We start from the raw sequence: 22,100 nt of genomic DNA on the forward strand, positions 1-22,100 counted from the left end.
GGTCCGGAGTGGCTGGCCACTCCGGGCGCGGCATCCGGCAGGCCGCGGGCGGCGCTTACTGCGGGCCCATCTTGTCCATCAGCGCGGCGAGCTGTTGGTATTCCTCGGCAGTCAGGTCGGTCAGCGGGGTGCGCACCGGGCCGGCATCGTAGCCGGCAATCCTGGCACCGGCCTTGACGATACTGACGGCGTAACCGGCCTTGCGGTTGCGGATGTCCAGGTAGGGCAGGAAGAAGTCGTCGATCAGCTTGGCCACGGTGGCGTGGTCGTCACGGGCAATGGCGTTGTAGAAGGCCATGGCGGTCTTCGGCACGAAGTTGAACACGGCGGAGGAGTACACCGGCACGCCCAGGGCCTTGTAGGCAGCCGCATAGACCTCGGCGGTCGGCAGGCCACCCAGGTAGCTGAAGCGTTCGCCCAGGCGGCGACGGATCGACACCATCAGCTCGATGTCGCCCAGGCCGTCCTTGTAGCCGATCAGGTTCGGGCAGCGCTCGGCGAGCTTTTCCAGCAGGTCGGCGTTCAGCCGGCAGACATTCCGGTTGTACACCACGACACCAATGTTCACTGCTTTGCACACCGCTTCGACGTGGGCGGCGACGCCTTCCTGGCTGGCTTCGGTCAGGTAGTGCGGCAACAGCAGCAGGCCCTTGGCACCCAGCCGTTCGGCTTCCTGGGCGTACTCGATGGCCTGGCGGGTAGCGCCACCGACGCCGGCGAGGATCGGTACCGAGGTGGCACAGGTGTCGACAGCGGTCTTGATCACTTGGCTGTACTCGCTGGCGGCCAGCGAGAAGAACTCACCGGTGCCGCCGGCGGCGAACAGGGCGCTGGCGCCGTAGGGGGCAAGCCATTCCAGGCGCTTGACGTAGCCCGCCGGGTTGAAGTCGCCCTGGGCATTGAAGTCGGTGACCGGGAAGGACAGCAGGCCGTGGGATAGGATGGATTTCAGTTCTTGTGGGGTCATTGTTGTAGGCATCCTGTGGCGCTTGGGGGTGAAGGGTGTTGTTCTGCGCTGGAAGTAAGTTATCGTACAACTAGTGCGATGGCTAGTGCCTTTTGGGAATTTTTTGCGGGGATGGCAGGAGGATTGGGGGACGCCAGGGCGGATTGGTTTTAGATGTGTGTGGTTGCGTAAATCGAGCGCAGAAGATCCAACGACAACCGCTCGGCAGTCATCATATCTCTTAAGAAGAAAAGGAAAAAAGATCGCGGAGACAGGCACAAGCCCGCCGCCCGCTTCCACGGGAAGTGTTCTGGGACCAGCAGAGGGTGACCGTGGAAGCGGGGGCGGCCTTGCGCCGCCCCGCGATCAAAGCGCAGTAAAGCGAAGGTCAGGCCGCCTGCTGGCGCTTGATCTGCGCCTTGCGTACCTGGGCCCGGCACGCATCGCCGAAGGCCTGGAAGATCTTGATCGAGTCCGGGTTGCTCGCCGCTTGCCACTCCGGGTGCCATTGCACGGCGAACAGGAACGGCGAGAGGCTCGGGGCATGAATCGCTTCGACCAGGCCGTCTTCGGCGTGGGCGATGGCCTCGATGCCGGCGCCGAGCTTGCGCAGGCCCTGGCCATGCAGCGAGTTGACGCGAATCTCGTCGGTGCCCAGGGTGTCACGCAGCCAGCTGCCTGGCTCGATCTTCACCCCATGCACCTGGGCGTATTGCACCTCGACCGGGTCTTCCGGGTTTTCCCGGTGGTCATTGAAGCCAGGCTCGGCGTAGACCTTCTGGTAGATGTCGCCACCCAGGGCCACGTTGATTTCCTGCATGCCACGGCAGATGCCGAAGATCGGCAGGCCACGCTTGATCGCCGCCTTGACCAGCGGGATGTCGAACAGGTCGCGGTGCTTGTCCTGGCCTTTGCCGGGGGTCTGGTTTTCCTGGCCGTACAGGGCCGGGTCGATGTTGCTGCCCGCGCCGGTCAGGTACACGCCGTCGGCCATGTCCAGGTAGGTTTCGAGGTCATCGATGCCGCAGCAGGTGGGGACCAGTACCGGCACGCAATCGGCGAATTCGACCAGCGGAGTGATGTATTTGTGGGTCATGACCTGGTAGTCATGGCCTTTGCGCTCTTGGCTGCCCATGGTCATCAGGACGACGGGTTTGCGCAGGGAAGGTTGCTTGTTGCCAATGTTGCTGTTGGACATATGTCACCTTGGGACAGGTTCGGCCTGTCGTTGTTGTGCAGGTGCACGGCGCGCGGCCTTGGGTGCAGCCTGTAGCCCCGAGCACTGCCGGCTCGTCAGAGGCGACGATTCCGGTCGGGGCTTGTAGATAGCTTGCCAGAGCCGTTCGATATGTCAAACGACGGAGCAGGGCTTGATGGCAGGGAATGCGCCGGTTTTTGGGAGCTGAAACCGATGCGGGCCTGTGACGGCGTGGGTTTGGCGGGGGTCGGGGTCAATAATATTTAACGATGCAGTTGGGTCTTTGCAGCGCTGCAATGAAGGGCCGGCAGAGTCGCCCACGCCTTCGGCTGACGCGGAACTGTGCAAGAGCGGCCTTGTGTTGCGAAAGGGCTGCAAAGCAGCCCCGGCAATTTGTATATCTGCGCTGAGACCTGGGGCTGCCATGCAGCCCCTTCGCGACACAAGGCCGCGCCTCCGCCAGCTATCGCGCCAGCTTGCATGATGTTCAATCAGTGCAGTATCTGCGCCAGGAACCCTTTGGCCCGCTCGGTACGCGGCTGGTTGAAGAACACCTGCGGCGGGCTGTCCTCGATGATCTGCCCGCCCTCGAGGAACAGCACGCGCTCGGCCACCTGCCGGGCAAAGCCCATTTCATGGGTGACGCAGAGCATGGTCATGCCGGTACCGGCCAGTTGCACCAACACGTCCAGCACCTCGGCGACCATCTCTGGGTCCAGCGCCGAGGTGGGCTCGTCGAACAGCATGATGCGTGGCTTCATGCACAGCGCCCGGGCAATCGCCACCCGCTGCTGCTGGCCACCGGACAGCTGGCTGGGGTACTTGTGCGCCTGGCTTTCGATACCGACCTTGCTCAGGTACATGCGCGCCCGCTCTTCGGCATCCTTGCGCGACAACCCGCGCACGCTGGTGGGCGCCAGCAGGCAGTTGTCCAGCACGCTCATGTGCGGGAACAGGTTGAAGTGCTGGAACACCATGCCGATGTCGCTGCGCACCCGCGCCGCTTCGCGGCTGGTGGCAGCCAGGTCGATGCCATCGACCTTGATGCTGCCCTGCTGGGCCACTTCCAGACGGTTGATGCAACGGATCAGCGTCGACTTGCCCGAACCCGACGGCCCGCATAGCACGATGCGTTCGCCTTCACGCACCTGCAGGTTGATGTCGCGCAGTACATGGAACGCGCCGTAGTGCTTGTTAAGGCCCTCGATGCGGATCAGCAGCGGGCGTGGGTCGGGTTCGGGGGCAAGGCTGGCAAGGCTCAGTGGTGCGGTCATCTTTGTTGTTCTCCCGCGTGGGTTCAGTCGAAACGGGTCGCGCTATAAGGCGCGGGGTCGGTGAAGGGGCGTTCGCCAGTGACCAGTTCGGCCAGCAGGCGGCCGCTGACCGGGCCCAGGGTGAGGCCGTGGTGGGCATGCCCGAAGTTGAACCACAACCCTGGGTGGCGCGGGGCCGGGCCGATCACCGGGCGCATGTCCGGCAGGCAGGGGCGGCGGCCCAGCCAGGGGGTGTCGTCCAGGCGCTCGCCGAGCGCCGGGAACAGCTTGCGGGCCAGGGCTTCGCAGCGGCCCAGCTGAATCTGGTTGCCCGGTGCGCTGCTGGCCGCGAACTCGATGCCGGTGGTCAGGCGCACGCCGCGGGCCATGGGCGCCAGCACGTAGCCGCCCTGGGTATCGCAGATGGAGTGCTCCAGCTGCGCACCGTCGCGGGTGCTGTAGTGCATGTGGTAGCCACGCTTGATCGCCAGCGGGATCTCATAGCCCAGGCCGCTGAACAGGTCGGCGGACTGTGGGCCGAGGCAGGCCACCACCTCATCGGCGCTGATCGGGCCGCGGCGGCTGTCGACCTGCCATTGGCCGCCGACCTGGCGCAGGCTGCGTGCATCGCCATGCAGGAACTGCCCGCCGCGTTGCAGGAACAGGCTGGCGTAGCCGCGGGTGAGGGCGCCAGGGTTGTTCACGGTCTTGGGGTCGAGCCAGTGGATACCGCCGACCACGGTGGCGTCCAGTTGCTGTTCGCGGGCCTGCAACTGCCCGCATTCGAGGATTTCGAACTGCAGGCCATAGCGGCTCAGGCCTATGGCGTCGGCCTTGGCCTGCGCGAACAGCGCCGGGTCGCGGAACACTTCGATCCAGCCTTTGGCCTGCACCAGGCCTTCCAGGCCGGCGGCGGCGATCAGCGCATCGTGTTCCTCGACGCAGCGTTGCACCAGCGGCAGCATGTCGGCGGCAGCCCCGGCCAGGCGCCCCGGGGCCGACTGGCGCCAGTAACGCCACAGCCACGGTGCCGCCTTGGGCAGGTGCAGCAGGCTGTAGCGCACATCGGGCTGGCGGTTCAGGCCATAGCGCAGCAGCGCGCCCAGTTGCCGCGGGAAGGCGTAGGGAATGACGCTGGAGCGCTCGATCAACCCGGCATTGCCGTGGCTGGTGCCGCTGCCCGGTTCGTCGCGGTCGATCAGGATCACCTGGCGCCCGCGGGCCTGCAGGTGCAGCGCGGTGCTGACGCCGACGATACCGGCGCCGAGGACAAGGGTCTGGCAATGCATTGGAACGTATCCTTCGGTCAATTCAGGTGGCGGCCCAGGCGGGCTTCCAGGTGTTTCAACAGGCGCCGTACCAGTTCGACGATCAGCAGGTAGAGCACGGCGGCCCACAGGTAGATCTGGAAGTCGAAACTGCGCGAGAAGGCCAGTTTGGTCACACCCATCAGGTCGTAGATGGTTACCAGCGAGGCGATCGCGCTGGCCTTGATCATCAGGATCAGTTCATTGCCCAGCGGGCCGATGGCCACCAGCAGCGACTGCGGCAGGATCACCTTGAAGAAGGTGGTGGAGCGCTTCAGGTTCAGTGCCCGCGCGGCTTCATGCTGGCCAGGAGCCACAGCCATGAGGCTGCCGCGGAAGATCTCGGCCTGGTAGGCGGCAGTGTTCAAGGTGAATGCCAGCAGGGTGCAGAACCACGCCTCGCGGAAGAACCACCACAGGCCGACGTCCTGCCAGAAGCCCTTGAGCGAGCCCAGGCCGTAATACAGCAGGAACAGCTGGGCCAGCAGCGGCGAGCCGCGGAAGAAGTACACGTAGCCGGCCGCCATGCGTTGCAGCAGCAGGCTGCGCGACATGCGTGCCAGGGCCAGCAGCAGGCCCAGCACGGCACCCAGGCTGAAGGAAATCGCCACCAGCTTGGCGGTCACCAGCAGGCCGTCGAGGAAGCGCGGGCCGTAGCGTTCCAGCAGGTTGGGGTCGATAACCAGCGCCAGCAGTTGTTCGAGGCTCATGCGCGTGCTCCTTGCAGGTGGCGGTTGCTGCGCCGTTCGATGAAGGCGAACACGCGTCCGGAGAGGGCGGCGAACAGCAGGTAGCCCAGGCAGGCGACGCCATAGAAGAACATCGGTTCCTTGGTCACGCTGACCGCCAGGTTGGTCTGGCGCATCAGGTCGACCAGCGAAATGGTGGACACCAGTGAGGTGTCCTTGAGCAGCGACAGCCAGTTGTTGGACAGGCCGGGCAGGGCGATGCGGGTCAGTTGCGGCAGCAGCACCTTGAAGAAGCCGGTGCGTTTGCTCAGGCCCAGCGCCGAACACGCTTCCAGCTGGCCCTTGGGCAAGGTCTTGAAGGCGGCCAGCCAGATCTCGCTGGAGAACGCGGCGAACACCAGGCTGAAGGCAATCATCGCGGCGAGGAAGGTATTGATCAGGAACTCACCCGGGTAGCCCATGGCGGCGAGGATCTTCTGCGCGGCGATCTGGCAGCCGTAATAGATGATCAGCAGCGTCAGCAGTTCCGGCAGGCCACGGAACACCGTGGAAAAGGTGGTGGCCCAGAGCCGTGGCAAGCGCTTGCGCGAGCGTGCCGCGAGGGCGACCAGCAGGCCCAGCGGCAGGCCGACGGGCAGGCAGGCCAGGGCCAGGGACAGGGTGACCAGGGCACCGGCCAGCAGCGCCTGGCCCCAGCCTCCGCTGGCGAAGGACAGCAAGGACAATTGATCGAGCATGACAAACCCCTAGGGCGGGTAGGTGCGATCTCTAGTGGAAGCGGCCTTGCGTCGCGAAAGGGCTGCGTAGCGGCCCCAGGATTCATGCAACTGCACAGATTGCCGGGGCCGCAGCGCGGCCCTTACGCGACGCAAGGTCGCTCCCACAGGAGGTGCGCAAAGTTTCCTGAAGATCAGTTGTAGATATCGAAAGCGAAGTACTTGCTGGCGATCTTCTGGTAGGTGCCGTTGGCCACGATCTGTTGCAACGCAGTATTCAGGCGCTGGCGCAGGGCTTCGTCGTCCTGGCGCACGGCAATCGCGGCGTCGGCCTTGGTGTTGGCCACGTCGCCGAGGATCTTGCAGCAGTCCCCGCCGTTCTTGTTCATCCACTCCTGCAGCGGGAACTTGTCGGCGATCACGCCGTCCAGGCGGCCAGCGGCGAGGTCGGCGTTGGCTTCGTCCATGGTCGGGTACAGCTTCACGTCGGCGCCCGCCTTGGCATAGACGTCTTCGGCGTAGATGGCCTGGGTCGACGACGACTGCGCGCCCACGGTATAGCCGTCGAAGTTGGTCTGGGCGTCGCTGATCTTGCTGTCCTTGGCCACGGCGACGGTCAGCGGTGTGCGGTAGTAGTGGTCGGTGAAGGCGATTTTCTTGCGTCGCTCCTCGGTGTTGATCATCGAGGCGACCACCGCGTCGTACTTGCGTGCCATCAGGGCGGGGATAATGCCTTCCCAGTCCTGGGCCACCAGCGTGCATTCGACTTTCATCTGCTCGCACAGGGCGTGGGTGATGTCGACATCGAAGCCGTGCAGCTGGTTATCGGCGTCGACATAGTTGAAGGGCGGGTAGGCGCCCTCGGTGGCGAAGCGCAGGGTTTCGGCACTGGCGGCGCCCGACAGCAGCAGGGCACACGCACCCACCAAGGCCATGGTCTTGTTCATCTCGCACCTCTTGCACTCTTGCTATTGTTGTTTTCCCGTCGCCCACGAGGTGTAGCCGACGAATTCGTTATGTAGAGCGGCAGTTGCTTCCAAGCGTTTTTCAACATCCGGCCCGAGCTTCTTGCAGACCTCGTTGACCATCAGGTGGACCCACGACAGCATGGCCGAGGTGGACTCCCAGAACAGATTGAACTCGGTGGGGATACGGAACACCTCGTCGGCGTTGGCATCGGCCCAGTCACAGAAGGTGTCGGTCACCAGGGTGACCGCAATGCCGGCCTGGCGCGCCTTCTGGCACAGCAGCAGGGCGTGGCGGGAATAGCGGCGCGCCTCGAACACCAGCAGGGCGCTGTCTTCGGCGCGGCCCAGCAACACGTCGCCAAAGTGCCCGGCGCCGAGGTCGACCAGTTGCACGCCATCACGCAGGTACTGCAGCAGATGGCTCATGCACATGGCGATGCCGCGTTCGGTCTGGAAGCCGGCGATGAACACCCGCGGCTTGCTCGCCAGGCGTTGCGCAACGGCGTGCCAGGCGTTGCCCTGGCGATACTCGTGTACCCGCACCAGGGCGGCGATTTCCAGCTCCAGGCTGCCGACGTTGTCGCTGGCGTCCTGGTTCTGGCGGTAATCTTGCAAGCGGTCACCCACCAACCACGGGCCATCGCCCAGGTCGTTCTGCAGGTCTTGCTTGAGCGCCTTGAGATGGGCATAACCCAGTGAGCGGCAGAAACGGCCAACGCTGGATTCGCTGACGCCCAGCTTCGCCGCAATGCTGGCCGAGGTCTGGAACGGCAGTTCATGCAGGTTGGCGAGCATGTAGGTGGCGATCTTGCGGCCCGAAGCAGCGGCCCCTTCGAGGCTGTGTTCCAGGCGTTGCTTGATCATTTGGCTCATGCTGCGGCTCCAGGGGTGAGGCTTGGGAAAGAAAATGAATGTTTTCTGTCATCAAGTCAACAATTGACAGATAGCTGTCACATGCAGGAAAGTTTTTGTCGTTGCAACGCTGTAGCCATTCCAATTCCAACAAGGAGCTTCAGATGTCCGCACCTTCCCCCAGCACCGTCGTGCGCGTGCCTTTCAGCGAGCTCCAGAGCCTGTTGCAGGCCATTTTCCAGCGCCACGGTTGCAGCGATGGCGTCGCCAGCGTGCTGGCCCACAATTGCGCCAGCGCCCAGCGCGATGGTGCCCACAGCCATGGCGTATTCCGCATGCCCGGCTACGTCTCGACCCTGGCCAGCGGCTGGGTCGATGGCCAGGCCACGCCGCAGGTCAGCGATGTCGCGGCTGGCTACGTGCGGGTCGATGCCGCGGGCGGCTTTGCCCAACCGGCGCTGGCAGCGGCCCGTGACCTGCTGGTGGCCAAGGCGCGCAACGCCGGTATCGCCGTGCTGGCGATTCACAACTCGCACCATTTCGCGGCGCTGTGGCCAGACGTGGAACCCTTCGCTGACGAAGGCCTGGTGGCGTTGAGCGTGGTCAACAGCATGACCTGCGTGGTGCCGCATGGCGCGCGCAAGCCGCTGTTCGGCACCAACCCCATCGCCTTCGCCGCGCCCTGCGCCGAACATGACCCGATCGTCTTCGACATGGCCACCAGCGCCATGGCCCACGGCGACGTACAGATCGCCGCGCGCGCCGGCCAGCAGCTACCTGAAGGCATGGGCGTGGATGCCAATGGCGAGCCGACCACCGACCCCAAGGCGATCCTGGAGGGCGGCGCCTTGCTGCCGTTTGGCGGGCACAAGGGCTCGGCACTGTCGATGATGGTCGAGTTGCTGGCGGCGGCGCTGACCGGCGGGCATTTCTCCTGGGAATTCGACTGGGCGGGGCACCCGGGCGCGAAGACGCCTTGGACCGGCCAGTTGATCATCGTCATCGACCCGAGCAAGGCCGAGGGCGAGCGCTTTGCCCAGCGCAGCCGCGAGCTGGTGGAGCAGATGCAGGCAGTGGGGCTGACGCGCATGCCAGGCGAGCGGCGTTACCGTGAGCGCGAGGTGGCCGAGGAGGAGGGGGTGGCGTTGACCGAGCAAGAGTTGCAAGGCCTGAAGGAGCTGCTTGGCTGACCCGGCCTCTTCGCGGGCACGCCCGCTCCCACAGTGATATCGCCGCCCTTGGGACCTGTGGGAGCGGGCATGCCCGCGAAGAATCCAGCACAGATCTTCAGCCATGCATTGTTGCATGGACAACCTTGCACAATAGTTGATGTCCCTGGCCGCGCTCTCCGGGTATGCTCAGGGCTGACTTTTCGTACTGTCCTGATCCAAGGAGCTGCACGCTGTGTTCAAACATGTCGATGCCTATGCCGGCGACCCGATCCTCTCGCTGATGGAAACCTTCAAGGCCGACCCGCGCGCCGACAAGGTCAACCTGAGTATCGGCCTGTACTACGATGAGGCCGGCGTGGTGCCGCAACTGGCGGCTGTGGATGCGGTGGAAAAACGCATCGCCGGCCAGGACCACGAAGCTTCGCTGTACCTGCCGATGGAAGGCCTGGCCAGCTACCGCCAGGCCATCCAGGCGCTGCTGTTCGGGGCCGATCACCCGGCCGTGAGCGCTGGCCGCGTAGCTACCGTGCAGACCGTGGGCGGTTCCGGCGCGCTGAAGGTCGGTGCCGACTTCCTCAAGCGTTACTTCCCGCAATCGGAAGTCTGGGTCAGCAACCCGACCTGGGACAACCACCGTGCCATCTTCGAAGGCGCCGGGTTCAAGGTGCACACCTACCCGTACTTCGACCAGGCCACCCGTGGCGTGGACTTCGCCGGCATGCTGGCAACCTTGCAGACGCTGCCGGCCAACAGCGTGGTGCTGCTGCACCCGTGCTGCCACAACCCGACGGGTGCCGACCTGGACCAGAACCAGTGGCAACAGGTGGTCGAAGTGGTCAAGGCGCGCCAACTGATCGCGTTCCTCGACATCGCCTACCAGGGCTTCGCCGAAGGCCTGGTGGAAGATGCCTATGCCATCCGCGAAATGGCCCGGGCCGGCGTGCCGTGCCTGGTCAGCAACTCGTTCTCGAAGATCTTCTCGCTGTACGGCGAGCGCGTCGGTGGCCTGTCGGTGGTCTGCGACGACGAGGCCACCGCCCAGAGCGTGCTGGGCCAGCTCAAGGCCACCGTGCGCCGCAACTACTCCAGCCCGCCCAACTTCGGTGCCCAGCTGGTCGCGGGTGTGCTCGGCGATGCCGGCCTGAATGCCCAGTGGGCGGCGGAAGTCGAAGTGATGCGCAAGCGGATCCTCGACATGCGCCAGGCGCTGGTCGATGCCCTGGCCGTATTGCTGCCAGGCCAGGACTTCCAGTTCTTCCTGCGTCAGCGCGGCATGTTCAGCTACACCGGCTTCAGCGTCGAGCAGGTACGCCGCCTGCGCGACGAGTTCGGCGTCTACCTGATCGACAGCGGCCGGGTGTGCATGTCCGGCCTGCGCCCGGCCAACCTGCAACGGGTTGCCGAAGCGTTCGCTGCGGTCCAGAAGTAAGACCGGCAGGGGCCTGAGCGGCCCCTCCTGTGGGAGCTGGCCGCTCCCACAGGACGCTCCTTCACCTTCGCGTCAGCCCGCAGGCACAACCCGCTTGTAAAGACAAGTGCAACCGTCCCTCGGATAGGGCTTCGCAAGCGCACCCTTTCCGTGCACAATCGCGCCCCTCTTTCCCGGTTGAGTTGGGCGGAACGTCTATTTCGCCATTCTCAGCCTGTTGCAGTCTTGCGAGTGGAGCTTCACCCGGAATGAATGAGCAGGCCCCAAGCGTTGAACAACGCTTTGCAGAATCGACCCCCGCCACCCTTGGCAGCTGGTCGCGTCACGACACCACCTGGATGCTGGGCCTGTTCGGCACAGCCATCGGCGCCGGAACCCTGTTCCTGCCGATCAACGCCGGCCTTGGCGGTTTCTGGCCGCTGCTGATCCTGGCCGCGCTGGCTTTCCCGATGACCTACTTTGCCCACCGCGGGTTGACCCGCTTCGTGCTCTCGGGGCGCGGTGACGGCGACATCACCGAGGTGGTGAAGGAGCATTTCGGCGCTTCCGCCGGCGCCGCGATCACCGTGCTGTACTTCTTCGCGATCTTCCCCATCCTGCTGATCTACAGCGTGGCGCTGACCAACACCGTGTCCAGCTTCCTCGAGCACCAGCTGCACATCGAGCCGCCGCCGCGGGCCATCCTGTCGTTCGTGCTGATCCTCGGCCTGCTGGCCATCGTCCGCTGCGGCGAGCAGGCCACCGTCAAGGTCATGAGCCTGCTGGTCTACCCGTTCATCGTCGCCCTGGCGCTGCTGGGCCTGTACCTGGTCCCGCACTGGACCGGCGGCATCCTCGACAGCGCCCACCAGGTGCCGCAGGCGTCCGCGTTCCTGCATACCCTGTGGCTGGCGATCCCGGTGATGGTGTTCTCCTTCAACCACTCGCCGATCATTTCCGCCTTTGCCGTGGACCAGAAGCGCCGCTACGGCGCGCACGCCGATGAACGCAGCGGCCAGATCCTGCGTCGTGCACACCTGCTGATGGTACTGATGGTGCTGTTCTTCGTGTTCAGCTGCGTGCTCACCCTGAGCAGTGCCCAGCTGGCCGAAGCCAAGGCGCAGAACCTGTCGATCCTGTCGTACCTGGCCAACCACTTCAGCAACCCGACCATTGCCTTTGCCGCGCCGCTGATCGCCTTCGTGGCCATCGCCAAGTCGTTCCTCGGCCATTACATCGGCGCCAGCGAAGGCCTCAAGGGCATCATCGCCAAGACCGGTGCGCGCCCGGGTGCCAAGGCCCTGGACCGCATGGTTGCTGCGCTGATGCTGGTGGTGTGCTGGATCGTTGCCACCCTCAACCCGAGCATTCTCGGCATGATCGAGTCGCTGGGCGGGCCAATCCTCGCGGTGCTGCTGTTCCTGATGCCGATGTACGCCATTCGCCGGGTACCGTCGATGCGCAAGTACAGCGGTGCGGCGTCCAACCTGTTCGTCGTGGTGATCGGCCTGGTTGCGCTGAGCTCGGTGGTGTACAGCCTGATCGGCTGATGCCCACCCTGCGCTGAAGCATGCCCGGGTCGCTTGTCGCTACCCGGGCATTTTTTTGTCCACAAGATTTGTCTGGCAATAGAACAATTTCACCTGCCCCATAGGCACTCGAGCGCCTTCATGCTTAACTCAGTGTCCTTTTCAAACCCCCGCATAAGGAATTCGTCATGGCTCAAGTGACTCTCAAAGGCAACCCGGTCCAGGTCAACGGCAACCTGCCGCAGCCCGGCGCCCAGGCTCCGGCTTTCTCCCTGGTCGGTGAAGGCCTGGCCGACAAGTCGCTGCAGGACTACGCCGGCAAGCGCAAGGTGCTGAACATTTTCCCTAGCGTCGATACCCCGACCTGCGCCACTTCCGTGCGCAAGTTCAACGCCCAGGCCAACAACCTCGACAACGCCGTGGTGCTGTGCATCTCTGCCGACCTGCCGTTCGCCCAGGCACGCTTCTGCGGTGCCGAAGGCCTGGACAATGTGAAGAACCTGTCGACCCTGCGTGGCCGCGAGTTCCTCGACAACTACGGCGTCGCCATCGCCGACGGTCCGCTGGCCGGCCTGGCTGCCCGCGCCGTGGTGGTGCTGGACGAAAACGACAAGGTGCTGCACAGCGAGCTGGTTGGCGAAATCGCTGACGAGCCGAACTACGATGCGGCGCTGGCTGTGCTGAAGTAAGGGTTGTGTCAGGGCGGTGTGGGCATTTATTGCCTGTACCGGCCCTTCAGCGGGTATGGGCTACGGAATCTTCCGGCCTGGCACCGCTCCAGGCAACACTCTGTAAATGGCTCGGAACGCGTTCCGGGCCGTTTTCATTTAAAGTTCAGTGTCTTGGCAACGTCAGGCAAAGGTAAACCTCTGGTAAAGGCCCTTTGCTAAAGCGATGCCAGTGCTTATCGTTTCATCCTCCCAGGTCGTCATTCCGGACAAGGTTCGTTCAACCCATGCAAGTGCCCAATTCCCGCTCCCCCCGTCGCTGGCTCGTCGGCCTGCTGATCCTCCTGCTGGTGGCTGCACTGGCCTGGTGGCTGTGGCCTGCCGCGACGCCGGCACACAAGGAAGCCGGTGGCGGGCGCGGCGGCAAGGGCATGGGCATGGGCATGATGGGCGGCCGCCCTGGCTTTGGCGGCTCCAGCGACCCGGTACCGGTGCGCGTCGAGCCGGTGCGTGTGGGCGACTTCCCGCTGTACTACAAGGCCCTGGGTACGGTCACTGCGACCAACACCGTGAACGTGCGCAGCCGCGTGGCTGGCGAGCTGGTGAAGATTCACTTCAAGGAAGGCCAGCAGGTCAAGGCCGGCGACCTGCTCGCCGAGATCGACCCGCGCCCCTATCGCATCGCCCTGCAACAGGCCGAAGGCACCCTGGCGCAGAACCAGGCCCAGCTGAAGAACGCCCAGGTCGACCTGGCCCGTTACAAAGGCCTGTACGCCGAGGACAGCATCGCCAAGCAAACCCTCGACACCGCCGAGGCGCAGGTGGCGCAATTCCAGGGCTTGGTCAAGACCAACCAGGCGCAGGTCAACGATGCCCGGCTGAACCTCGAGTTCACCCAGATCCGTGCGCCGATCAACGGCCGTGTGGGCTTGCGCCAGCTTGACCTCGGCAACCTGGTCGCGGCCAACGACACCACCGCGCTGGTGGTGATTACCCAGACCGAACCGATCAGCGTTGCCTTCACCCTGCCGGAAACCGAGCTGAGCACGGTGCTGGAACGCTACCGTAGCGGTGCCAGCCTGCCAGTCGAAGCCTGGGATCGCAGCGACAGCAAGCTGCAGGCCAGCGGCGTGCTGGGCAGCATCGACAACCAGATCGACACCACCACCGGTACCCTCAAGTTCAAGGGCCGCTTCGAGAACAAGGACCTCGCCCTGTTCCCCAACCAGTTCGTCAACGTGCGCCTGCTCGCCGACACCCTCAGGCAGGTGACCATGGCCCCGGCGGCGGCGATCCAGTTCGGCAACGATGGCACCTTCGCCTACGTGGTCAACGAGCAGAACACGGTGAACGTGCGCAAGCTCAAGGTGGGCGCCAGCGACGGCGAGCACAGCGTCATCCTCGACGGCCTCAAGGCTGGCGAGCGCCTGGTGCTGGAAGGCACCGACCGCCTGCGCGAAGGCACCAAGGTGGAAGTGGTCGAAGACAGCTCGCAAGTGCCGACCACGCCCGGCCAGCACCTGCAGGGGCAGGAGGCCAAGGGTTCGGCGCAGGCCGGTGAAACACAGCCTGGTAAAACAGCAGGCAAGGCGGGCGCATGAACCTCTCGCGCCTGTTCATCCTGCGGCCGGTCGCCACCACGCTGAGCATGCTGGCCATCGTCCTGGCCGGCCTGATCGCCTACAAGCTGTTGCCGGTTTCCGCCTTGCCGCAGGTCGATTACCCGACCATCCGGGTCATGACCCTGTATCCCGGCGCCAGCCCGCAGGTGATGACCAGCGCTGTTACCGCCCCCCTGGAGCGCCAGTTCGGGCAGATGCCGGGCCTGGAGCAGATGGCGTCGACCAGCTCCGGCGGCGCCTCGGTGCTGACCCTGCGCTTCAACCTCGACATGAACATGGACGTTGCCGAGCAGCAGGTGCAGGCCGCGATCAACGCCGCCAGCAACCTGTTGCCCAGCGACCTGCCGGCGCCGCCGGTGTACAACAAGGTCAACCCGGCCGACACCCCGGTGCTGACCCTGGCCATATCCAGCAAGACCATGCCGCTGCCCAAGCTCAACGACCTGGTCGACACCCGTGTGGCGCAGAAGCTCGCGCAAATCAGTGGCGTGGGCATGGTCAGCATCGCCGGCGGCCAGCGCCAGGCAGTGCGGATCAAGGTCAACGTCGATGCGCTGGCCGCCAACGGCCTGAACCTGGAGGACGTGCGCACCCTGATCGGCGCCTCCAACGTCAACCAGCCCAAGGGCAACTTCGACGGGCCGACCCGCGTCTCGATGCTCGACGCCAACGACCAGCTGCGCTCTCCCGAGGAATACGCCAACCTGATCCTGGCCTACAACAACGGTGCACCGCTGCGCCTGAAGGACGTCGCCGAAATCGTCGACGGCGCGGAAAACGAACGCCTGGCCGCCTGGGCCAACGACAACCACGCGGTGCTGCTGAACATCCAGCGCCAACCGGGCGCCAACGTCATCGAGGTGGTCGACCGCATCAAGGACCTGTTGCCGTCGATCACCGACAACCTGCCGGCCGGCCTCGATGTCTCGGTGCTGACCGACCGCACCCAGACCATCCGTGCCGCGGTCAAGGACGTGCAGCACGAACTGCTGATCGCCATCGCCCTGGTGGTGATGGTCACCTTCGTCTTCCTGCGCCGCTTCAGTGCCACCCTCATTCCGTCGATTGCCGTACCGTTGTCGCTGATCGGCACCTTCGGCGTCATGTACCTGGCCGGTTTCTCGGTTAACAACCTGACGCTGATGGCCCTGACCATCGCCACCGGCTTCGTGGTCGACGATGCCATCGTCATGCTGGAGAACATCTCCCGACACATCGAGGAGGGCGAGACGCCCCTGCAAGCAGCGCTCAAGGGCGCGCGGCAGATCGGCTTCACGCTGGTGTCGCTGACGTTCTCGCTGATTGCGGTACTGATCCCGCTGCTGTTCATGGCCGATGTGGTCGGCCGCCTGTTCCGTGAGTTCGCCATCACCCTGGCAGTGGCCATCCTGATTTCCCTAGTGGTGTCGCTGACCCTCACGCCGATGATGTGCGCGCGCCTGCTCAAGCGTGAGCCCGCGCCTGAAGCGCAGGGCCGTTTCTACCGCGCCAGCGGCGCCTGGATCGACTGGCTGATCAGGCACTACGGCAATGCCCTGCAGTGGGTCCTCAAGCACCAGCCGCTGACCCTGCTGGTCGCCGTGGCCAGCCTGGCGCTCACCGTGTTCCTGTACCTGGTGGTGCCCAAGGGCTTCTTCCCGGTGCAGGACACCGGGGTGATCCAGGGCATTTCCGAAGCGCCGCAAGCCACCTCGTTCGCCGCCATGAGCGAGCGTCAGCAGGCCCTGAGCAAGGTGATCCTGCAGGATCCGGCGGTGCAGAGCCTGTCGTCCTACATCGGCGTCGATGGCGACAACGCCACGCTCAACAGCGGCCGTCTGCTGATCAACCTCAAGCCACATGGCGAACGTGATGTCAGCGCCAGTGAGGTGATCAGCCGTCTGCAGCCGCAACTCGACCGCCTGGTGGGCATCCGCCTGTTCATGCAGCCGGTGCAGGACCTGAGCATCGAGGACCGCGTCAGCCGTACCCAGTACCAGTTCAGCCTGTCCTCGCCGGATGCCGACCTGCTGGCGCAGTGGAGCGGCAAGCTGGTGCAGGCGCTGCAGCAGCGCCCGGAGCTGGCCGACGTGGCCAGCGACCTGCAGGACAAGGGCCTGCAGGTCTACCTGGTGATTGACCGCGACATGGCCAGCCGACTGGGCATCAGCGTGTCGCAGATCACCAACGCCCTGTACGACGCGTTCGGCCAACGGCAGATCTCCACCATCTACACCCAGGCCAGCCAGTACCGCGTGGTGCTGCAGTCGAAAGACGCGGCGGTCATTGGCCCGCAGGCGCTGGAGTCGGTCCATGTCAAGGCGAGCGATGGCGGCCAGGTGCGGCTGTCTGCCCTGGCGCGCATCGAGCAGCGCCAGGCGCAGCTGGCGATTTCCCACATCGGCCAGTTCCCGGCGGTGACCCTGTCGTTCAACCTGGCCCACGGCGCATCGCTGGGCAAGGCGGTGCAGGTGATCGAGCAAGTGCAACAGGACATCGGCATGCCGCTGGGCGTGCAGACCCGTTTCCAGGGTGCCGCCGAGGCGTTCCAGGCGTCGCTGTCGAGCACCCTGCTGCTGATTCTGGCGGCGGTGGTGACCATGTACATCGTGCTCGGCGTGCTGTACGAAAGCTACATCCACCCGGTGACCATCCTGTCCACCCTGCCTTCGGCAGCGGTTGGGGCCTTGCTGGCCTTGCTCATCAGCGGCAATGACCTGGGCATGATCGCCATCATCGGCATCATCCTGCTGATTGGCATCGTCAAGAAGAACGCGATCATGATGATCGACTTTGCCCTCGAGGCCGAGCGCCACCAGGGCATGAGCCCGCGCGATGCCATCTACCAGGCGGCACTGCTGCGCTTCCGGCCGATCCTGATGACCACCCTGGCCGCCCTGTTCGGCGCCGTGCCGCTGATGCTCGCTGGCGGCTCCGGTGCCGAGTTGCGCCAGCCGCTGGGCCTGGTGATGGTCGGCGGGTTGCTGGTCAGCCAAGTGCTGACGCTGTTCACCACACCGGTGATCTACCTGTACTTTGACCGCCTGGCCCGGCGCTGGCGCCCGGCCACTGACGCCAGGCAGGCCGAGGCATGAACCTGTCCGGCCCGTTCATCCGTCGCCCGGTGGCGACCATGCTGCTGAGCCTGGCGATCATGCTGCTGGGTGGGGTCAGCTTCGGCCTGCTGCCGGTGGCACCGCTGCCGCAGATGGACTTCCCGGTGATCGTGGTGACGGCCAACCTGCCCGGCGCCAGCCCCGAGGTCATGGCCTCCACCGTGGCCACGCCGCTGGAACGCAAGCTGGGCAGTATCGCTGGCGTGACCACCTTGACCAGCAGTTCCAACCAGGGCTCCACCCGGGTGATCATCGGCTTCGAGATCGGCCGTGACATCGACGGGGCGGCGCGCGAGGTGCAGGCCGCGATCAACGCTACCCGCAACCTGTTGCCCAGCGGCATGCGCAGCATGCCCACCTACAAGAAGGTCAACCCGTCGCAGGCGCCGATCATGGTGTTGTCGCTGACCTCCGAGGTGCTGCAGAAAGGCCAGCTGTACGACCTGGCCGACACCATCCTGGCACAAAGCCTGGCCCAGGTGCCGGGGGTAGGGGAGGTGCAGATCGGCGGCAGCTCGCTGCCGGCGGTGCGTATCGCCGTCGAGCCGCAGTTGCTCAACCAGTATGGCCTGTCGCTGGACGAGGTGCGCACGGCGGTGGCCAATGCCAACCAGCGCCGGCCCATGGGCTTTGTCGAGGATGCCGGGCGTAACTGGCAGGTGCGTGCCAACGACCAGCTGGAAAGCGCCAGTGACTACGAGCCGGTGGTGATCCGCCAGCAGAACGGCACCATCCTGCGCCTTTCCGACGTGGCGACCATTACCGATGGTGTCGAGAACCGCTACAACAGCGGTTTCTTCAATGACCAGAGTGCCGTCCTGCTGGTGGTCAACCGCCAGAGCGGCGCCAACATCATCGAGACCGTCGACCAGATCAAGGCGCAACTGCCAGCCCTGCAGTCATTGTTGCCGGCCAGCGTGCAACTGAACGTGGCCATGGACCGCTCGCCGGTGATCAAGGCCACCCTGAAGGAAGCCGAGCACACCCTGCTGATCGCGGTGGTGCTGGTGATCCTGGTGGTCTACCTGTTCCTGGGCAGCCTGCGCGCCTCGCTGATCCCCAGCCTGGCCGTGCCGGTGTCGCTGGTGGGCACCTTCGCGGTCATGTACCTGTGTGGCTTCTCGCTCAACAACCTGTCGCTGATGGCGCTGATCCTGGCCACCGGCCTGGTGGTGGACGATGCCATCGTGGTGCTGGAAAACATCTCCCGGCATATCGAGGATGGCCAGCCGCCGCTGAAGGCGGCCTACCTCGGTGCCAGGGAGGTGGGCTTCACCTTGCTGTCGATGAACGTGTCGCTGGTGGCGGTGTTCGTGTCCATCCTGTTCATGGGTGGCATCGTGCGCAACCTGTTCCAGGAGTTCTCGGTCACCCTGGCGGCGGCGATCATCGTGTCGCTGGTGGTTTCGCTGACCCTCACGCCGATGCTGTGTGCCCGTTGGTTGAAACCGCACCGGGCCGAGCAGACCCGCCTGCAGCGCTGGAGCGACAAGCTGCACCGGAACATGGTCGAGGCCTATGACCGCAGCCTGGGCTGGGCCCTGCGGCACAAGCGCCTGACCCTGGTCAGCCTGCTGGCGACCATCGGCATCAATATCGCCCTGTACGTGGTGGTCCCCAAGACCCTGATGCCGCAGCAGGACACTGGCCAGCTGATGGGCTTCATCCGGGGTGACGACGGGTTGTCGTTCAGCGTGATGCAACCGAAGATGGAAATCTACCGCCGTGCCTTGCTCGCCGACCCGGCAGTGCAGAGCGTTGCCGGCTTCATCGGCGGCAACAGCGGCACGAACAACGCCTTCGTGCTGGTGCGCCTGAAACCGATTCACGAGCGCAAGCTCGATGCGCAAAAGGTGATCGAACGCCTGCGCAAAGAGATGCCCAAGGTGCCAGGCGGGCGCCTGTTCCTGATGGCCGACCAGGACCTGCAACTGGGCGGCGGCGGCCGTGACCAGACCTCGTCGCAGTACCTGTACACCCTGCAGAGTGGCGACCTGGCGGCGTTGCGCGAATGGTTTCCGAAAGTGGTCGCGGCACTGCGTGCGCTGCCGCAGCTGACCGCCATCGATGCCCGCGACGGGGCCGGGACCCAGCAGGTGACCCTGGTGGTCGACCGTGACCAGGCCAAGCGCCTGGGGATCGACATGGACATGGTCACCACGGTGCTCAACAACGCCTACAGCCAACGGCAGATCTCCACCATCTACGACAGCCTCAACCAGTACCAGGTGGTGCTGGAGATCAACCCGAAATACGCCTGGGACCCGAGCACGCTGGAACAGGTGCAGGTAATCACCGCTGATGGCGCCCGCGTTCCGCTGTCGACCATCGCCCATTACGAGAACAGCCTGGCCAACGACCGGGTCAGCCATGAAGGGCAATTCGCGGCCGAAAACATCGCCTTCGACATCGCCGAAGGCTACAGCCCCGACCAGGCCATGGCGGCGCTGGAGCGCGCAGTGGCCAAGCTGGGCCTGCCGGAGGAAGTGATTGCCAGGCTCGGTGGCAGTGCCGACGCCTTTGCCAAGACCCAGCAAGGCCAGCCGCTGATGATCCTGGGCGCGCTGGTGCTGGTGTACCTGGTGCTGGGCATCCTCTATGAAAGCTACATCCACCCGTTGACCATTCTGTCCACGTTGCCCTCGGCCGGCGTTGGCGCCTTGCTGGCGCTGTACCTCACTGGCGGCGAATTCAGCCTGATCTCGCTGCTCGGGTTGTTCCTGCTGATCGGCGTGGTGAAGAAAAACGCCATCCTGATGATCGACCTGGCCCTGCAACTGGAACGTCATCAGGGCCTGTCACCGGAGGAGTCGATCCGCCGTGCCTGCCTGCTGCGTCTGCGGCCGATCCTGATGACCACCCTGGCGGCGATTCTTGGCGCCTTGCCGCTGCTGCTGAGCCGCGCCGAAGGTGCGGAAATGCGCCAGCCGCTGGGCCTGACCATCATCGGAGGGCTGGTGTTCAGCCAGGTCCTCACCCTTTACACGACGCCGGTGGTGTACCTGTACCTGGACCGCCTGCGTCACCGTTTCAACCGTTGGCGCGGCGTGCGCACCGACGCCGCCCTGGATACCCCGCTATGAATTTTGCCCAGACCCCGCTTCACCGAACCCTGCAGGTGCTGGCCCGTGCGCGTGGCTCACGCCTGCTCGGTGCCGGGTTGTGCGTGGCCTTGCTCAGTGCCTGCACCCTGAGCCCGGATTATCATCGCCCTGAGACGAGTGGCACGGCGCAATTCAAACACGCCGCAGGCTGGACCCAGGCCACGCCGTCCGATGCCATTGCCCGCGGGGCCTGGTGGGAAATCTACGGCGATACCGGGCTCAATGCGCTGGTCGAGGAACTGAACCGCAGCAACCAGACCGTGGCGCAATCCGAAGCCCAGTATCGCCAGGCCCAGGCGCTGGTGCGCAGCAGCCGCGCGGCACTGTTCCCCAGCCTCGACCTGAGTGTTGGCAAGAACCGCTCGGCCCAGGGCACCGGCAGTTCCAGTTCCAGCCTGTCCAATAACAGCAGCGGCATTCGCAATACCTACAATGCCCAGCTCGGCGTCAGCTGGGAAATCGACCTGTGGGGCAAGCTGCGCGAAACCCTCGATGCCAACCAGGCCAGTGCCGAAGCCAGCCTGGCCGACCTGGCCGCGATCCGCCTCAGCCAGCAGTCGGAACTGGTGCAGAACTACCTGCAACTGCGGGTGATCGACGAGCAGAAGCGCCTGCTGGAAGCCACCGTGGCGGCCTATGAGCGCTCGCTGCGGATGACCCAGAACCAGTACCGCGCGGGCGTTGCCGGCCCGGATGCGGTGGCCCAGGCGCGTACCCAGCTGAAAACCACTCAGGCCGACCTGATCGACCTGGCCTGGCAGCGTGCGCAATTCGAGAACGCCATTGCCGTGTTGCTGGGCAAGACGCCGGCCGAGTTCGCCCTGGCCGACAGCAAGCGCATACCGGCGCTGCCGCAGGTACCGGTGTCGCTGCCTTCGCAGTTGCTCGAACGGCGCCCGGACATCGCCGCCGCCGAACGCAATGTGATGGCTGCCAACGCCAGCATCGGTGTAGCACGGGCGGCGTACTTCCCGGACCTCAGCCTGAGCATGAGTGGCGGCTATTCCAGCAGCAGTTTCAACAACTGGATCGAACTGCCCAACCGCTACTGGTCGGTGGGCCCGCAGCTGGCGCTGACCCTGTTCGACGCCGGCAAGCGCAGCGCCGAAGTGGACCGCACCGTGGCGGTGTATGACCAGACGGTGGCGCAGTACCGCCAGACCGTGCTTGATGGCTTCAAGGAAGTGGAGAACCTGCTGGTGCAGTTGAAGGTGTATGGCGATGAGGCAGTGGTGCGCCAGGAAGCGCTGGAGGCTGCGCGCGAGTCGCTGCGCCTGACCGAAAACCAGTACCGTGCGGGGCTGATCGGCTACCTCGATGTGGTCAATGTGCAGACTACCGCGCTGAGCAACGAGCGCAGTGTGCTGAACCTGCTGCAAGGGCGCCTGGTCGCCAGCGTACAGCTGATTGCCGCGCTGGGCGGCGGCTGGGACGCCGGGCAGGCATTCGCCGGGCAGGCATTCGCCGGGCAGGACTGACCTGCCTGGCGAGCGCAAGGCACAAAAACCCCGTGCGTTTCGCCTAAGCTTGAGTACAATCGTCAGCTTTTTCGGGCCTGGGCCCGCCCCCTGGA

The 22,100-nt window shown here is 65.0% G+C and carries 16 protein-coding genes; 8 read left to right on the forward strand and 8 right to left on the reverse strand.

Annotation, left to right across the window (positions count from 1 at the left end; all coding sequences use genetic code 11):
* Window positions 1-55: 55 nt before the first annotated feature.
* The 8 genes from kdgD to ACLEJP_RS01950 form a co-directional block, all read right to left on the reverse strand.
* Window positions 56-967: a 5-dehydro-4-deoxyglucarate dehydratase gene (gene kdgD, locus ACLEJP_RS01915; protein WP_440804078.1), complete on the reverse strand. Its 912-nt coding sequence runs from the start codon at window positions 965-967 to the stop codon at window positions 56-58.
* 367 nt (window positions 968-1,334) lie between these two features.
* Entirely contained in the window at window positions 1,335-2,144 is an 810-nt protein-coding gene (locus tag ACLEJP_RS01920) for a gamma-glutamyl-gamma-aminobutyrate hydrolase family protein (protein WP_170030249.1), read from the reverse strand.
* A gap of 491 nt (window positions 2,145-2,635) precedes the next feature.
* Window positions 2,636-3,418 carry an amino acid ABC transporter ATP-binding protein gene (locus tag ACLEJP_RS01925; protein WP_440804080.1) on the reverse strand — a complete coding sequence of 261 codons (783 nt, stop codon included), beginning with the start codon at window positions 3,416-3,418 and terminating at the stop codon, window positions 2,636-2,638.
* Between the two features lie 23 nt (window positions 3,419-3,441).
* Complete coding sequence (locus ACLEJP_RS01930) at window positions 3,442-4,686, reverse strand: NAD(P)/FAD-dependent oxidoreductase (protein ID WP_225777488.1); 1,245 nt, start codon at window positions 4,684-4,686, stop codon at window positions 3,442-3,444.
* Between the two features lie 17 nt (window positions 4,687-4,703).
* Complete coding sequence (locus ACLEJP_RS01935; protein WP_225777489.1) at window positions 4,704-5,414, reverse strand: ABC transporter permease; 711 nt, start codon at window positions 5,412-5,414, stop codon at window positions 4,704-4,706.
* Window positions 5,411-6,130, reverse strand: a complete 720-nt coding sequence (locus ACLEJP_RS01940) for an ABC transporter permease (protein ID WP_170030245.1) — start codon at window positions 6,128-6,130, stop codon at window positions 5,411-5,413. Before ACLEJP_RS01940 ends, ACLEJP_RS01935 begins: the two co-directional genes overlap by 4 nt.
* A gap of 173 nt (window positions 6,131-6,303) precedes the next feature.
* Window positions 6,304-7,056 (reverse strand): transporter substrate-binding domain-containing protein, encoded by a 753-nt coding sequence (locus tag ACLEJP_RS01945; protein WP_440804084.1) that lies wholly within the window; start codon window positions 7,054-7,056, stop codon window positions 6,304-6,306.
* A gap of 21 nt (window positions 7,057-7,077) precedes the next feature.
* The gene (locus ACLEJP_RS01950; protein ID WP_440804086.1) at window positions 7,078-7,950 is read right to left on the reverse strand and encodes a MurR/RpiR family transcriptional regulator; all 873 of its coding nucleotides are present in this window, start codon (window positions 7,948-7,950) and stop codon (window positions 7,078-7,080) included.
* Between the two features lie 143 nt (window positions 7,951-8,093).
* On the opposite strand from ACLEJP_RS01950, the gene ACLEJP_RS01955 reads away from it, so the two are divergent.
* From ACLEJP_RS01955 to ACLEJP_RS01990, 8 genes are all read left to right on the forward strand, one after another.
* A complete protein-coding gene (locus tag ACLEJP_RS01955; protein ID WP_440804088.1) occupies window positions 8,094-9,119 on the forward strand; it encodes an Ldh family oxidoreductase in 1,026 nt (341 codons plus the stop codon).
* Window positions 9,120-9,333: 214 nt separating this feature from the next.
* On the forward strand, window positions 9,334-10,530 hold the full coding sequence (locus ACLEJP_RS01960) for an amino acid aminotransferase (protein WP_440804090.1): 1,197 nt from the start codon (window positions 9,334-9,336) through the stop codon (window positions 10,528-10,530).
* A 248-nt stretch (window positions 10,531-10,778) separates the two neighbouring features.
* Window positions 10,779-12,059: a serine/threonine transporter gene (locus ACLEJP_RS01965; protein ID WP_440804092.1), complete on the forward strand. Its 1,281-nt coding sequence runs from the start codon at window positions 10,779-10,781 to the stop codon at window positions 12,057-12,059.
* A 167-nt stretch (window positions 12,060-12,226) separates the two neighbouring features.
* Window positions 12,227-12,727, forward strand: coding sequence for a thiol peroxidase (gene tpx / locus ACLEJP_RS01970; RefSeq protein ID WP_440804094.1), 501 nt, complete (start codon window positions 12,227-12,229; stop codon window positions 12,725-12,727).
* 266 nt (window positions 12,728-12,993) lie between these two features.
* Window positions 12,994-14,307, forward strand: a complete 1,314-nt coding sequence (locus ACLEJP_RS01975) for an MdtA/MuxA family multidrug efflux RND transporter periplasmic adaptor subunit (protein WP_440804096.1) — start codon at window positions 12,994-12,996, stop codon at window positions 14,305-14,307.
* Window positions 14,304-17,402, forward strand: a complete 3,099-nt coding sequence (locus ACLEJP_RS01980) for an MdtB/MuxB family multidrug efflux RND transporter permease subunit (RefSeq protein ID WP_440804098.1) — start codon at window positions 14,304-14,306, stop codon at window positions 17,400-17,402. Before ACLEJP_RS01975 ends, ACLEJP_RS01980 begins: the two co-directional genes overlap by 4 nt.
* Window positions 17,399-20,506 carry an efflux RND transporter permease subunit gene (locus tag ACLEJP_RS01985; RefSeq protein ID WP_440804101.1) on the forward strand — a complete coding sequence of 1,036 codons (3,108 nt, stop codon included), beginning with the start codon at window positions 17,399-17,401 and terminating at the stop codon, window positions 20,504-20,506. Before ACLEJP_RS01980 ends, ACLEJP_RS01985 begins: the two co-directional genes overlap by 4 nt.
* Window positions 20,503-22,005: an efflux transporter outer membrane subunit gene (locus tag ACLEJP_RS01990; protein WP_440804104.1), complete on the forward strand. Its 1,503-nt coding sequence runs from the start codon at window positions 20,503-20,505 to the stop codon at window positions 22,003-22,005. Before ACLEJP_RS01985 ends, ACLEJP_RS01990 begins: the two co-directional genes overlap by 4 nt.
* Window positions 22,006-22,100: the final 95 nt, after the last annotated feature.

This window comes from Pseudomonas sp. SMV7, assembly GCF_052041995.1.
Classification (GTDB): Bacteria; Pseudomonadota; Gammaproteobacteria; order Pseudomonadales; family Pseudomonadaceae; genus Aquipseudomonas.

What these genes read in the sequence shown, in the direction of transcription:
- kdgD (WP_440804078.1), bottom strand. Translation starts at nt 967, where the DNA reads ATGACCCCACAAGAACTGAAATCCATCCTATCCCACGGCCTGCTGTCC.
- ACLEJP_RS01920 (WP_170030249.1), bottom strand. Translation starts at nt 2,144, where the DNA reads ATGTCCAACAGCAACATTGGCAACAAGCAACCTTCCCTGCGCAAACCC.
- ACLEJP_RS01925 (WP_440804080.1), bottom strand. Translation starts at nt 3,418, where the DNA reads ATGACCGCACCACTGAGCCTTGCCAGCCTTGCCCCCGAACCCGACCCA.
- ACLEJP_RS01930 (WP_225777488.1), bottom strand. Translation starts at nt 4,686, where the DNA reads ATGCATTGCCAGACCCTTGTCCTCGGCGCCGGTATCGTCGGCGTCAGC.
- ACLEJP_RS01935 (WP_225777489.1), bottom strand. Translation starts at nt 5,414, where the DNA reads ATGAGCCTCGAACAACTGCTGGCGCTGGTTATCGACCCCAACCTGCTG.
- ACLEJP_RS01940 (WP_170030245.1), bottom strand. Translation starts at nt 6,130, where the DNA reads ATGCTCGATCAATTGTCCTTGCTGTCCTTCGCCAGCGGAGGCTGGGGC.
- ACLEJP_RS01945 (WP_440804084.1), bottom strand. Translation starts at nt 7,056, where the DNA reads ATGAACAAGACCATGGCCTTGGTGGGTGCGTGTGCCCTGCTGCTGTCG.
- ACLEJP_RS01950 (WP_440804086.1), bottom strand. Translation starts at nt 7,950, where the DNA reads ATGAGCCAAATGATCAAGCAACGCCTGGAACACAGCCTCGAAGGGGCC.
- ACLEJP_RS01955 (WP_440804088.1), top strand. Translation starts at nt 8,094, where the DNA reads ATGTCCGCACCTTCCCCCAGCACCGTCGTGCGCGTGCCTTTCAGCGAG.
- ACLEJP_RS01965 (WP_440804092.1), top strand. Translation starts at nt 10,779, where the DNA reads ATGAATGAGCAGGCCCCAAGCGTTGAACAACGCTTTGCAGAATCGACC.
- tpx (WP_440804094.1), top strand. Translation starts at nt 12,227, where the DNA reads ATGGCTCAAGTGACTCTCAAAGGCAACCCGGTCCAGGTCAACGGCAAC.
- ACLEJP_RS01975 (WP_440804096.1), top strand. Translation starts at nt 12,994, where the DNA reads ATGCAAGTGCCCAATTCCCGCTCCCCCCGTCGCTGGCTCGTCGGCCTG.
- ACLEJP_RS01980 (WP_440804098.1), top strand. Translation starts at nt 14,304, where the DNA reads ATGAACCTCTCGCGCCTGTTCATCCTGCGGCCGGTCGCCACCACGCTG.
- ACLEJP_RS01985 (WP_440804101.1), top strand. Translation starts at nt 17,399, where the DNA reads ATGAACCTGTCCGGCCCGTTCATCCGTCGCCCGGTGGCGACCATGCTG.
- ACLEJP_RS01990 (WP_440804104.1), top strand. Translation starts at nt 20,503, where the DNA reads ATGAATTTTGCCCAGACCCCGCTTCACCGAACCCTGCAGGTGCTGGCC.